This is a genomic window from Brucella grignonensis (assembly GCF_002252505.1).
Lineage (GTDB): Bacteria > Pseudomonadota > Alphaproteobacteria > Rhizobiales > Rhizobiaceae > Brucella > Brucella grignonensis.
Window position 1 is genome coordinate 96,760 of sequence record NZ_NNRL01000164.1, and the last position, 11,999, is coordinate 108,758.

An 11,999-nucleotide genomic window follows, 5' to 3' on the forward strand; every position below is an offset into this window, starting at 1 on the left:
TTTCGGACAAAGATGCGCGTTAAAACAAATATTTAGAGCGCCGATCTGATCCAATCAGATCGAAACGCGCTCTAATGAAAAGGCAAAAAGAAAACCCGGTGAGCGGAACTCACCGGGTTTCGTTTGATGAACCTAAGTTCGATCAATTGTTGGCTTCAACGCCAACTTTCAAAAGCTGTATGATTTTCGTTGGATCGAGCGAAGCGGTCGCAACGATGGATGCGAAGCTAACCGACTGCTCAGGCGATGCGGAAATGGTCAGCGACTTTGGATCGTCGAAGTACTTTTCAGCTGCGGTCTTGAGCTGCTGAGCAAATTCAGGGTTCTTGAGCTGTGTTGCCATCAGCGGAACCATCATCTTCAGCTGTTGACCCAGCTGTTTGCCATCCGCACCCTGCTGCTTGCCGTAATATTCGAGCAGTTTCTGCGTCAGTGTTTCGTTATCGAAACGGATTGTCAGGTTCTTGAGGCTCAGCTGTTCAGCCAGACCGAGAAGTGCCAAGCCAGCGGCATCTTTCTCCGCATCAGCCTTGGTCATGCTTTCCTGTGTCTTCTGCAGAGCTTCGACGAAGGACAGATCATAGCCGTCGATGGCGCCTGTCAGATCGATCTTGCCGAGTTCTTCGGCATTGATTTCAAACTGATCCAACGTCGCATTGCCGGAAGTTGGCTGCCATGTGCCCTTCGAATTGATCGAACCTTTGAGTGCGTTCATATCGAGAGGCGCGAGCGGGTTCTTGCCGTTCTTCTCGAAAACTGCATCGATATCGGCGATTGTCAGCGCGTAGTCGATCTTTTCGGTCTTGTTGGCCGAGTTCAGCGTCACTTCCATGCCCTTGATCAGAGCGCCATCTTTGCCTGGAGTGCCAACCGAAAACTCGTCGATCTTCATCTTGTCGTAGAAGACCATCTTGGCGAGCGCGCCTTCGGCTTTCTCGGATGGAAGAATAACGTTCTCCATCGAAATGCCTTTGATCGTGACCTTATCGTTCTTGTCCGCGCCTTCAGGAGCGAAGTCCATATCTGCAACCGAAACTTTTTCGATGCTATAGCCGCCTTCTGGCGTGTCCTGCACGTTTTCGAGCGTTATATCGCCGACAGGTGTCGCGCTGTCAGAAACGGTAGGCAGCTTGATTGTTGTGCCTTTGAGCAAAATGTTGTCGCCGTCAGCCTGAACTTCGGCGAAGTTCAGCTCTCCGCCCTGCTTTGTATAGAGGGCCTTGACGCGCTCAGCGACTGCATTTGCATCTGCAGCCATTGCCGCACTGCCAAGAACAAGCGAGAGGGCGGTACTTGCTGCGAAGACGCGCGCGGCCTGCTTGCTAACAACGAAAACCTTCATTTATTGGCTCCTGATCATTTGGTAAATTTTAGATAGCCTTCATAAGCCTTTACGCAAGGAAAAACAGCCTGTTTCATTCGTTACGTATAAGTTGTGGAGAAAACATCCACAATTCCTCTATAGATGCTGAATGACGGCAATATTGCGACGAATGTACTGGATTGGTTCTCATCGCTACTTGCTGACGAATCGCGCAATTGGTACTGAGAACTATGGGTAAAAGTCTGATTCCGCCGGGCGACGGCGAAGAACATATCGAACGGGTCGATCTTAAGTCGGCCCTCGAGGAGCGTTACCTCGCTTATGCGCTGTCCACGATCATGCATCGTGCGCTGCCGGACGTGCGCGACGGTTTGAAGCCAGTGCATCGCCGCATCATGCACGCCATGCGCCTGTTACGACTCAATCCCGATCAGGCTTACGCAAAATGCGCGCGTATCGTCGGTGACGTTATGGGTAAATTCCACCCACACGGCGACGCCTCGATTTACGATGCGCTTGTGCGTCTGGCGCAGGATTTTGCCGTGCGTTATCCGCTCGTGGACGGGCAAGGCAATTTCGGCAATATCGATGGCGATAATGCGGCTGCGATGCGTTATACCGAAGCGCGTATGACCGAGGTCGCGACGCTGCTTCTTGAAGGCATCACCGAAAACGCTATCGACTTTCGTCCGACTTATAACGAAGAAGACGAAGAGCCCATCGTCCTTCCGGGTGCATTCCCGAACCTGCTTGCCAACGGATCGGCCGGTATCGCGGTGGGTATGGCCACCAATATTCCGCCGCATAACGTGGCGGAACTTTGCTCGTCGGCGCTCTATCTCATCAATCATCCCGAAGCGACTGTTGAAGAACTCGTCACTTCGCCGGAACAATGGGAAGAGCTGAGGAAGGAAGCGGAAAGCGATCCGGCAGCACTTTTGAAGTGCAAGGTGCGCGGTCCGGATTTCCCGACTGGCGGCATTCTGGTTGAAGACCATGCCAACATCGTTGAAGCCTATCGCACCGGGCGAGGTTCTTTCCGCGCACGCGCGCGCTGGCATAAGGAAGAGGGCAATCGCGGAACCTGGGTTATCGTCGTCACCGAGATCCCATATCAGGTTCAGAAATCGCGCCTGATCGAGAAGATTGCGGAGCTGCTTCTCGCAAAGAAGCTGCCGCTGCTCGATGATATTCGTGATGAGTCGGCTGAAGATATTCGCATCGTTCTGGAACCGAAGAACCGCACGGTCGATCCTGAACTGCTGATGGAATCGCTTTTCAAGCTGACCGAGCTTGAGAATCGCGTTTCGCTCAACATGAACGTGCTCTCGCACGGCAAAGTGCCGAATGTTCTCTCACTGGGCTGCGTGCTCAAGGAATGGCTTGAACACCGCAAGGAAGTGCTGGTTCGCCGTTCCGAATACCGTCTGGCAGAAATCGAAAAGCGGCTGGAAATCCTTGGCGGTTTCCTGAAGGCCTATCTCAATCTTGATGAAGTCATCCGCATCATTCGTGAAGAGGATGAACCGAAACAGGAGCTGATGCGGTTCTTTGATCTGACGGATAATCAGGCCGAAGCGATCCTCAACATGCGCCTGCGTTCCTTGCGCAAACTTGAAGAATTTGAAATTCGCAAAGAATTTGACGGTCTGACTGCCGAGAAGGCGGATCTTGAAGGTCTGCTTGCGTCAGGCACGCGCCAGTGGAAGAAGATCAGCACGGAAATCAAAGCCGTCCGCGAAAAATTTGGTCCTGAAACCAAACTCGGCAAGCGTCGCAGTACCTTTGCCGATGCGCCAAGCCATGATCTCGAAGACATTCATCAGGCGATGATCGAGCGTGAGCCGGTCACGATTGTTGTGTCTGAAAAGGGCTGGCTGCGCGCGATGAAGGGCCATCTGGCCGATTTCTCCACGCTGGCTTTCAAGGAAGGCGATAAGCTCAAGCTCGCTTTCCATGCTGAGACGACTGACAAGCTGCTGTTTTTCACGACAGGTGGCAAGTTCTTCACCATTGGTGCGAACACGCTTCCGGGCGGACGCGGTCATGGCGAACCGATCCGTATCCTCGTTGATATGGAAAATGATCAGGATATCCTGACGGCCTTCGTTCACGATCCACAGGCCAAGCTTCTGCTTGTATCGCATGAAGGCAATGGCTTCATTGTGTCTGAGAATGAAGCTGTCGCCAATACCCGCAAGGGTAAGCAGGTGATGAATGTGAAGGCGCCAGATGAAGCCAAGCTTTGCCAGCGCATTTCGGGCGATCACATTGCGGTCGTGGGCGAGAACCGGAAGATGGTCGTCTTCCCGCTTTCGGACATTCCTGAAATGACACGCGGCAAGGGCGTTCGCTTGCAGAAGTATAAGGACGGCGGCGTGTCAGATGTCCGTACCTTCGCGATCGGCGACGGTCTGTCGTGGCAGGATTCAGCAGATCGCACCTTCAATCGCAGCAAGGAAGAGCTTGTCGAGTGGATTGCGGCCCGTGCTTCTGCTGGGCGTCTGGTGCCCAAGGGGTTCCCGCGTTCGGGCAAATTCTAAGGTTCTGCTCAAATAAAAAAGGCGGCATATGCCGCCTTTTTGTTTCTAGCCCTCAAATTTCTGCCAGCCGCGCGGGCCGAGATGCTCCTGCGGCCTGAAGCGCGTCTTATATTGCATCTTGCGCGATCCCTCGACCCAATAGCCGAGATAGACATGGGGAAGGCCAGCAGCGCGTGCGCGCTGGATATGATCGAGGATCATGAAAGTTCCGAGCGAACGCTCGTGCATATGCGGCGTGAAGAATGAATAGACCATAGACAGGCCGTCTGCCATCACGTCGGTAAGGGCTACCGCAATCAGCTCTCCATCACCCTTGGCGCTGATAAAACTATCCGGCCCGCGTCTACGATATTCGATGATCTGCGTATTGACGTGGGTGTCTTCGACCATCATCGCATAATCAAGCACCGTCATATCGGACATGCCGCCGGAGTGGTGACGGGCATCCAGATAATCCCGGAACAGGGCATATTGTTCGGTGCTTGGCTGTGCCTTGTGCGGGCGGCCGATCAGATCGCGATTATGGTTCCAGACCCGGCGCATACTCCGGTTCATCTCAAATTCGCCCGTCAGGATACGCACAGAAACGCAGGCGCGACATAGTTCACAGGCTGGGCGATAGGCAATGTTCTGAGAACGACGAAAGCCGCCTTGTGTCAACAGATCATTGATCTCGCTGGCTTTGTCGCCGACGAGGTGCGTAAACACTTTCCGCTCCAGCTGACCTTCAAGATAAGGGCAGGGCGATGGAGCCGTCAGAAAGAACTGCGGAGACTGTTGCGGTTGATGGGTCATTCAATATCCACGAAACGGCAATACCGAACCATCACGATGAGTTATTTTATACATGTCTTCGTCCCAAAACCGGTTCCCACTTTGGGGAGACATGCTCTAAAGATTGAGCCGGCTGCACAAAACGTCAATAGACATTTTGTGCAGCCGGCCCTGAATTTTTTTGATGCTTGATTTAGCGGTCCGAACGGATGACTGCTGTTCCAAGCAAGAGGTCGTGCACCGTGCGCTTACGGTCAATCACCAGTGTAGCCAACAGAATGAACGGCGTAAGCACGACATTCAGGCCCCAGAACAGGACCGTGTGAACCACCGCCAGCATAGGGTCAACTGTACCGCCTTCAAGGCGAACCAGCTTGATATTCATCATCTGCATACCCTTGGTGGCCTGCTGAGGCCCGCCGAGTGTGCGCGATATATAAAACAAAGCGACAACCGGGAACATGATGGCATAGAGCGCCCATCCCAACGAGAGGGTGACAATGCCCAGAATGAAGATCACGATTGCCACTGGAATGCAGAGCAAAAAGACGATCAGATAGTCGATGAGGAAAGCCATGATACGGCGTGTACGTACGCCTTCAAAAAATGCGCGGCTTTCGTAACGCGGCCCCATTATTTCGCCGTGCAGAATATGGTCGGACATTGTCCCTTCCAGTCGTTAAAACGAGAAGCGTCCGGAAAATAAACCCGTCCGCTGTCCCGCACTACGCGGAACAGTCTCAAGGTGGTGTATGAAACCGGCTATTTCAAGGAAGCGGTGTTTCGGAATTTAGTTCTGGCTTTTCAGCTTTTCAGCCACTTCCATCGCAAAATAAGTCAGAATGCCATCACAGCCAGCGCGCTTGAAAGCCAAGAGGCTTTCCATCATGACCTTCTCTTCGTCGATCCAGCCATTCATGCCCGCAGCCTTGATCATCGAATATTCGCCCGATACCTGATAGGCATAAGTCGGTAGACGGAACGTGTTTTTCAGGCGATGGATGATGTCGAGGTAAGGCATGCCGGGCTTGACCATCAGCATGTCAGCGCCTTCAGCCACGTCCTGTTCGGCCTCGCGCACCGCTTCGTCTGGATTTGCTGGGTCGATGTAATAGGTCTTCTTGTCGCCCTTCAGCAGACCAGCTGTTCCGATTGCATCGCGATATGGGCCATAGAAGGCGGATGCGAATTTGGTCGCATAGGACATGATCGGCACATGGTTGAAGCCATGGGCATCCAACGCCTGACGAATAGCGCCGATACGGCCATCCATCATGTCGGACGGTGCGATAACGTCTGCACCGGCTTCCGCCTGTGCGAGCGCACCGCGCACAACCATCGCAACCGATTCATCATTGATGATTTCGCCATTGCGCAAAATGCCATCATGACCGTGCGTCGTGAATGGATCGAGTGCTGCATCGGTAATGATACCGATTTCCGGCACTTCCTTCTTGATCGCACGCACGGCGCGGTTGATCAGATTGTCCGGACTTGCAACGAAAGCGCCGTCCTCTGTCTTTACTTCTGCCTTTTCGCGCGGGAAGGGCGCAATCGCCGGAATGCCAAGCTTGGCAGCCTTCTCGGCCATGCGCACAGCCATATCAACCGAATAGCGCTCAACGCCTGGCATGGCATCTACGGGTTCGCTGACGTTAGTTCCGTAAGTCAGGAAGAATGGCAGGATCAGATCGTTCACGGTCAGATGAGTTTCCTGCACCAATCTTCGCGACCAATCGGCTTTGCGCATGCGGCGCAGGCGACGGCCTCCCGTCACATCATCAACGTGACCAGAAATGTTGGCAGAAGAAATGTTGGACAAACGATCAGTCATGGAAACGTTCCCGAGAGAATAAAGCTTGGGAATCTAACGGTTCGGAAGCTTGTTATCAGATGGGCACGGTTTATCACGGGAAAAGTGGCTAATCCAAGCACAATGGCCTGTGCAGGATTGACGCGGGGCTTTTCAGTTTCTACCCATTTAATCAAACGGGAGAAACGACATGCAGATTGACTTCGGCGGCGGCAGCGAAATCGCCTTTGAACGCAAGGGCAAGGCAGGGCTTGTCAAGCTAACGCGCACATCTGCGCTCAACGCGCTCACGCATAATATGATTCTTGCGCTCGACCGCGCGCTTCAGGCCTGGGAAACTGATCCAGACGTTGCCTGTGTCATTCTGGAAGGTGAGGGGCGTGCCTTCTGTGCCGGTGGCGACGTGGTTGCAGCCTATAAGGCGGGACAGAGCGGCACGCCTGCATTCGATTTTTTCCGTGACGAATATCGTCTCAATGCGCGTATTGGACGTTTTCCCAAGCCGTATATTTCGTTGTTGAACGGTATTGTGATGGGCGGAGGTGCAGGTATTTCTGTGCATGGTTCCCACCGTATCGTGACCGAAAATACACTTTTCGCGATGCCTGAAACCGGAATTGGATTTTTCCCGGACGTCGGTGGAAGTGCTTTCCTTCCGCATCTGCATGACAATTTCGGATATTATCTGGCGCTGACTGGAAATCGCGTTCGCTGGGGCGATTGCCTGCAAAGCGGTATTGCTACCCATGCCGTCGCTGTAAATGACCTTGATGATCTGCGTGACGATCTCATCGCAACTGGAGATGTCAATACGGCATTGGCACGCTGTCAGTATCCAGATTTTGAAACTCCTGTGGAAATGCGGCAGTTAATTGAAGCGTGTTTTGCTCACGCTACACTTGCTGAATGTGTTGCAGCTCTGGAAAAGTCGGCCGCAGCTGGCAGCAAGCATGCCAACGATATTCTTACTGTTCTTGCAACACGTTCGCCGACAAGTGTCGCGGTCACGTTTCGCCAGGTTGCCGATGGGCGGACTCTTGATCTGGATGATTGTATGCGAATGGAATATCGCATTGTGTCGCGTATGCTTGCGGGACATGATTTTTACGAAGGCGTGCGGGCTGTCCTGATCGACAAGGATGGTGCGCCTGCCTGGAAGCCAGCTTCAATCGAAGATGTGAAGCCGGAAATGGTGAACGCGTATTTTGCAAATCTTGGCGAGAGGGAACTGAGCTTTTGATGCGTCAGGATGAGTTGCACCAGCATCTACAGCCCAGTGGTGCCGAATGGTCTTTTGTCTGGTTCATGCGGCTTATCGCATTGGCTGCTCTGGGCAGCGGTGTTTTTTACTGGATAAGATTGATCGGTATTCAGCCGGGATTGCTGTGGCGTTTCGATCTCATGCCATGGCAGTGGCAGACTGCATCCGTAGCACTTGCTCTTCTCATGCCCGTTGCAGCGACAGGCCTCTGGATGCGCGCCCCATGGGGTGCTGTATTGTGGTTTGTTGCAGCAATTGGCGAAATCGCTATCTATTCCGTCTTTGCGCGCCACTTTGAATATAAGCCGGTTACCGTCGGGTTTAATGCAGTTTGCATCGTTGTCTATATCATTTTCCGTGTGGTGCTTTTCCTGGAGAAAAGGCGGCAATCACGTATGGGGCCACATATGGGAATTGCCAGCTGAAATTATTGCCTAGTAACAGAACATTAAGCCTGAAACTGCATTTCCCTTGGTAAGCTACTGTTAAGGCTGACTTTTAATTCGAATTTTATGCATCTCTCCTAAAGTCCTCTCATGAACGGTGAGAAAATACACCGCATAAAACAGGACAAAGAGAGCGACCTCATGAAAGGTTGCTCCGACAGAGAGGCAAAAGAAATGATCAATGCACAGCACAGAATGGATGCATCTGCTCCGCTTTTGAATCCCGAAGCAGCTCTCCGCACACTTTATCTCGAAGCTCTTCAGCTGGTTGAGCGCCTGCATCGTCGTCTGCTCGACGTCATTAAGGACGAGTTCGACCGCAATGGCCGTAGCGATATCAATGCAACGCAAGCGTTGCTCCTGTTCAACATCGGTAATTCAGAACTGACGGCCGGGGAGCTGCGTTCGCGTGGCTATTATCTGGGCTCGAACGTCTCTTATAATCTCAAAAAGCTGGTCGAGATGGGTTTTATCCATCACGAGCGTTCCAGCACCGACCGTCGCTCGGTTCGCGTCAGCCTGACAGACAAGGGCAACGAGATTGCTGATCAGGTACAGGCACTTTATCAGCGCCATATTGCTTCTATTGAACAGGTTGGTGGTATTCAGGTGGAAGAGTTCACAGCAATGAACCGTTCGCTCCAGCGTCTTGATCGCTTCTGGAATGACAGCATTGCTTATCGACTCTGACAGGTTGTTGCAGAACGGTCACAATTGGTATGATTTGCGCATGGAACTTCATGATTGCGGGCTATTTCAGCATAGCCTGACTTGAAATCCGTCCGCCACGACATGAATAAGCCATAAAAAACGACATAAGCGAATATATACAGCGCATAATTTAGAGCTATCTGCAGATGTATCGCATCTGGGCGCAACCTGTTAGCCTTTGGGACCAAATCTATGACCAAAACCGACAAGAAGACGCAAGCTTTCAATGTAGGTCGTCGCAGCTTTCTGCGTGGCGCAGCAACAGCCGGTCTTTCCGTCGCTGCCTCTGCAATGGTTCCTGCAGCTTTTGCCCAGCAGCAGGGGTTAAACGATATTCTTGCAGCACCCCGCCGTGGCAATTGGGATGACCAGTTTGATGCCCGTGCAACAGGTGGTCAGAAAGTTGCAACCAATCAGCCGGTTCTCAGCCAGCAGACGGTTGGTAATCTTCAGTCAGCGATTGCTCAATACACCGATATTGCAGGCCGTGGTGGCTGGCCACAGGTTCCCGGCGATGCCAAGTTGCAGCTTGGTGCAAATGCACCGTCGATGCAGGCTCTGCGTCAGCGTCTTATCGTTTCCGGCGATCTTCCGCGCGAAGCAGGTGTTTCCGGCGCATTCGACACTTATGTCGATGCAGCCGTCAAGCGCTTCCAGTCACGTCACGGCCTTCCGGCTGACGGTGTCATGGGCCAGTTTACCTATGCGGCCATGAATGTCGACGCCAATACGCGTCTTGGACAGCTGCAGACCAACCTCCAGCGCCTGTCCGGCATGACACCCGCAACCCAAGCCGAACAGCGCTTTGTGATGGTCAACATCCCCGCGGCTCGTATCGAAGCAGTGGAAGGCGGCAGCGTTTCGCAGCGCCACACGGCAGTTGTTGGCAAAATCGATCGTCAGACGCCGATCCTCAATTCCAAGATCCACGAAGTTATTCTCAATCCTTACTGGACAGCGCCAAAGTCGATCATCCAGAAGGATATTATTCCACTGATGCGGAAAAACCCGCAATATCTGGCGAATAACAAGATCCGTCTCTACAACGCGCAGGGACAGGAAGTTCCGCCGGAAAGCGTTGACTGGAACACGGATGATGCTGTGAAGCTGATGTTCCGTCAGGATCCGGGCAAGATCAACGCCATGTCCTCGACGAAGATCAATTTCCATAATCAGCATGCTGTTTACATGCACGACACCCCGCAGAAGAGCTACTTCAACAAACTCATGCGGTTCGATTCGTCCGGCTGTGTCCGCGTGCAGAATGTTCGTGATCTTGATGTCTGGCTGTTGAAGAACACTGCAGGCTGGGATCGTCAGAACATCGAGAACACCATTAAATCAGGCGTTAACACGCCTATTCAGGTGTCTGATCCTGTGCCGCTGCATTTCGTTTATATTACAGCATGGTCGACCGGCGATGGTGTGGTGCAGTTCCGCGACGATATCTACAAGATGGATGGCGCAACCGAACTGGCTCTCGGCACTGATACCTGATCTGAATTCACTTACAAAAAAAGCCGTCCGGACCCGTTTCGGACGGCTTTTTTATTGGGGGGAATACTCCAAGCTACGTCATGCCGCATTTTGGAAGATGCTTTTCGCTTAAGCGCCATTGGCCTTGCCAATCGAAGTGTGATACTGCGCCTCATATCATATAGCTATCACCGGCTAACCCGGAGGGTGTGAAACATGTCGCAAGCCAATACCGCTTTTTTCAACGCAACTCTTGAAGAAGTCGATGCCGATATTTTCGGTGCGATCCGTAACGAACTCGGTCGTCAGCGTCATGAAATCGAGCTGATCGCCTCGGAAAATATTGTTTCGCGTGCGGTTCTTGAAGCTCAGGGTTCCATCCTCACCAACAAATATGCTGAAGGTTATCCGGGTAAGCGCTATTACGGCGGTTGCCAGTATGTCGACGTTGTTGAAGAACTGGCAATCGAACGCGCGAAGAAGCTGTTTGGTGCAGAATTCGCCAACGTGCAGCCAAACTCCGGTAGCCAGATGAATCAGGCCGTGTTCCTGGCGCTTCTGCAGCCTGGCGACACCTTCATGGGCCTCGACCTCAATTCGGGTGGTCACCTGACGCACGGTTCACCAGTCAACATGTCGGGCAAGTGGTTCAATGTCGTTTCCTACGGCGTTCGTGAAGACGATCACCTGCTAGATATGGACGAAATCGCTCGCCTCGCGCGCGAACACAAGCCAAAGCTGATTCTTGCTGGCGGTACTGCCTATTCGCGTATCTGGGACTGGAAGCGCTTCCGTGAGATCGCTGACGAAGTCGGTGCATATCTGATGGTCGACATGGCGCACATCGCCGGTCTGGTTGCCGGTGGTGTACATCCTTCGCCAATTCCACATGCTCATGTTTGCACCACGACGACCCATAAGTCGCTTCGCGGTCCACGCGGCGGTATGATCCTCACCAACGATCCTGATCTGGCGAAGAAGTTCAATTCGGCTGTCTTCCCTGGTCTGCAGGGTGGCCCGCTGATGCATGTGATTGCTGGTAAGGCAGTTGCTTTCGCGGAAGCTCTGAAACCAGAATTCAAGATCTATGCTCAGAACGTCGTCGACAATGCGCGTGCGCTTTCGGACGAACTGAAGTCGCAAGGCCTCGACATCGTTTCCGGTGGCACCGATAACCACCTGATGCTGGTTGACCTGCGTCCGAAGAATGCGACGGGCAAGCGCGCGGAAGCAGCTCTCGGCCGCGCAAATGTCACCTGTAACAAGAATGGCATTCCATTCGACCCGGAAAAGCCATTCGTAACGTCGGGTGTTCGTCTTGGTACGCCTGCTGGCACGACCCGCGGCTTCGGCAAGGCTGAATTCAAGGAAATCGGTTCGCTGATCGCGGAAGTGCTTGATGGTCTCAAGGTTGCAAATTCCGATGAAGGCAATGCAGCCGTTGAAGCAGCAGTCAAGGCAAAGGTCATTGCACTGACCGACCGCTTCCCGATGTACGGCTATCAGGGCTGATAGTGCTCACATTTTGATGAAGCCCCGCTCAACTCTGTTGAGTGGGGCTTTTTCAATTATGCCCTAATTATGCATCAACTTAACGATGGGGTATGATTGTCAGGAATCAGTCAATCTGAGGTGCGTCTTTTAAATCGGC

At 52.8% G+C, this 11,999-nt stretch carries 10 protein-coding genes; 6 read left to right on the forward strand and 4 right to left on the reverse strand.

Features of this window, described 5'->3' with window-relative positions; all coding sequences use genetic code 11:
* Positions 1 to 142: 142 nt before the first annotated feature.
* The gene (locus tag CEV33_RS18340; RefSeq protein WP_094541855.1) at positions 143 to 1,342 is read right to left on the reverse strand and encodes a hypothetical protein; all 1,200 of its coding nucleotides are present in this window, start codon (positions 1,340 to 1,342) and stop codon (positions 143 to 145) included.
* Positions 1,343 to 1,554: 212 nt separating this feature from the next.
* Here CEV33_RS18340 and CEV33_RS18345 point away from each other — a divergent pair, with 212 nt between their 5' ends.
* The gene (locus CEV33_RS18345; protein WP_094541856.1) at positions 1,555 to 3,867 is read left to right on the forward strand and encodes a DNA topoisomerase IV subunit A; all 2,313 of its coding nucleotides are present in this window, start codon (positions 1,555 to 1,557) and stop codon (positions 3,865 to 3,867) included.
* Positions 3,868 to 3,912: 45 nt separating this feature from the next.
* Here CEV33_RS18345 and CEV33_RS18350 read toward each other — a convergent pair whose 3' ends face one another.
* The 3 genes from CEV33_RS18350 to hemB all read right to left on the reverse strand — a co-directional run bounded on the left by CEV33_RS18350 (position 3,913) and on the right by hemB (position 6,475).
* Complete coding sequence (locus CEV33_RS18350; RefSeq protein ID WP_094541857.1) at positions 3,913 to 4,662, reverse strand: arginyltransferase; 750 nt, start codon at positions 4,660 to 4,662, stop codon at positions 3,913 to 3,915.
* Between the two features lie 172 nt (positions 4,663 to 4,834).
* On the reverse strand, positions 4,835 to 5,305 hold the full coding sequence (locus CEV33_RS18355; protein WP_024897412.1) for an RDD family protein: 471 nt from the start codon (positions 5,303 to 5,305) through the stop codon (positions 4,835 to 4,837).
* A gap of 126 nt (positions 5,306 to 5,431) precedes the next feature.
* Entirely contained in the window at positions 5,432 to 6,475 is a 1,044-nt protein-coding gene (gene hemB / locus CEV33_RS18360) for a porphobilinogen synthase (protein ID WP_094541858.1), read from the reverse strand.
* 169 nt (positions 6,476 to 6,644) lie between these two features.
* Here hemB and CEV33_RS18365 point away from each other — a divergent pair, with 169 nt between their 5' ends.
* From CEV33_RS18365 to glyA, 5 genes are all read left to right on the forward strand, one after another.
* The gene (locus tag CEV33_RS18365; protein ID WP_094541860.1) at positions 6,645 to 7,694 is read left to right on the forward strand and encodes an enoyl-CoA hydratase/isomerase family protein; all 1,050 of its coding nucleotides are present in this window, start codon (positions 6,645 to 6,647) and stop codon (positions 7,692 to 7,694) included.
* Entirely contained in the window at positions 7,694 to 8,140 is a 447-nt protein-coding gene (locus tag CEV33_RS18370) for a DUF6163 family protein (RefSeq protein WP_094541861.1), read from the forward strand. Before CEV33_RS18365 ends, CEV33_RS18370 begins: the two co-directional genes overlap by 1 nt.
* Before the next feature lie 195 nt (positions 8,141 to 8,335).
* Complete coding sequence (gene ldtR, locus CEV33_RS18375; RefSeq protein ID WP_024897416.1) at positions 8,336 to 8,851, forward strand: transcriptional regulator LdtR; 516 nt, start codon at positions 8,336 to 8,338, stop codon at positions 8,849 to 8,851.
* 213 nt (positions 8,852 to 9,064) lie between these two features.
* Positions 9,065 to 10,369 (forward strand): L,D-transpeptidase family protein, encoded by a 1,305-nt coding sequence (locus tag CEV33_RS18380; RefSeq protein WP_094541862.1) that lies wholly within the window; start codon positions 9,065 to 9,067, stop codon positions 10,367 to 10,369.
* A gap of 195 nt (positions 10,370 to 10,564) precedes the next feature.
* On the forward strand, positions 10,565 to 11,860 hold the full coding sequence (glyA, locus tag CEV33_RS18385) for a serine hydroxymethyltransferase (RefSeq protein WP_094541863.1): 1,296 nt from the start codon (positions 10,565 to 10,567) through the stop codon (positions 11,858 to 11,860).
* Positions 11,861 to 11,999: the final 139 nt, after the last annotated feature.

Bases quoted from the DNA above. Each gene is read 5' to 3' on its own strand.
- CEV33_RS18350 (WP_094541857.1), bottom strand. From the start codon at position 4,662: ATGACCCATCAACCGCAACAGTCTCCGCAGTTCTTTCTGACGGCTCCA.
- CEV33_RS18345 (WP_094541856.1), top strand. From the start codon at position 1,555: ATGGGTAAAAGTCTGATTCCGCCGGGCGACGGCGAAGAACATATCGAA.
- CEV33_RS18365 (WP_094541860.1), top strand. From the start codon at position 6,645: ATGCAGATTGACTTCGGCGGCGGCAGCGAAATCGCCTTTGAACGCAAG.
- ldtR (WP_024897416.1), top strand. From the start codon at position 8,336: ATGATCAATGCACAGCACAGAATGGATGCATCTGCTCCGCTTTTGAAT.
- hemB (WP_094541858.1), bottom strand. From the start codon at position 6,475: ATGACTGATCGTTTGTCCAACATTTCTTCTGCCAACATTTCTGGTCAC.
- CEV33_RS18370 (WP_094541861.1), top strand. From the start codon at position 7,694: ATGCGTCAGGATGAGTTGCACCAGCATCTACAGCCCAGTGGTGCCGAA.
- CEV33_RS18380 (WP_094541862.1), top strand. From the start codon at position 9,065: ATGACCAAAACCGACAAGAAGACGCAAGCTTTCAATGTAGGTCGTCGC.
- CEV33_RS18340 (WP_094541855.1), bottom strand. From the start codon at position 1,342: ATGAAGGTTTTCGTTGTTAGCAAGCAGGCCGCGCGCGTCTTCGCAGCA.
- glyA (WP_094541863.1), top strand. From the start codon at position 10,565: ATGTCGCAAGCCAATACCGCTTTTTTCAACGCAACTCTTGAAGAAGTC.
- CEV33_RS18355 (WP_024897412.1), bottom strand. From the start codon at position 5,305: ATGTCCGACCATATTCTGCACGGCGAAATAATGGGGCCGCGTTACGAA.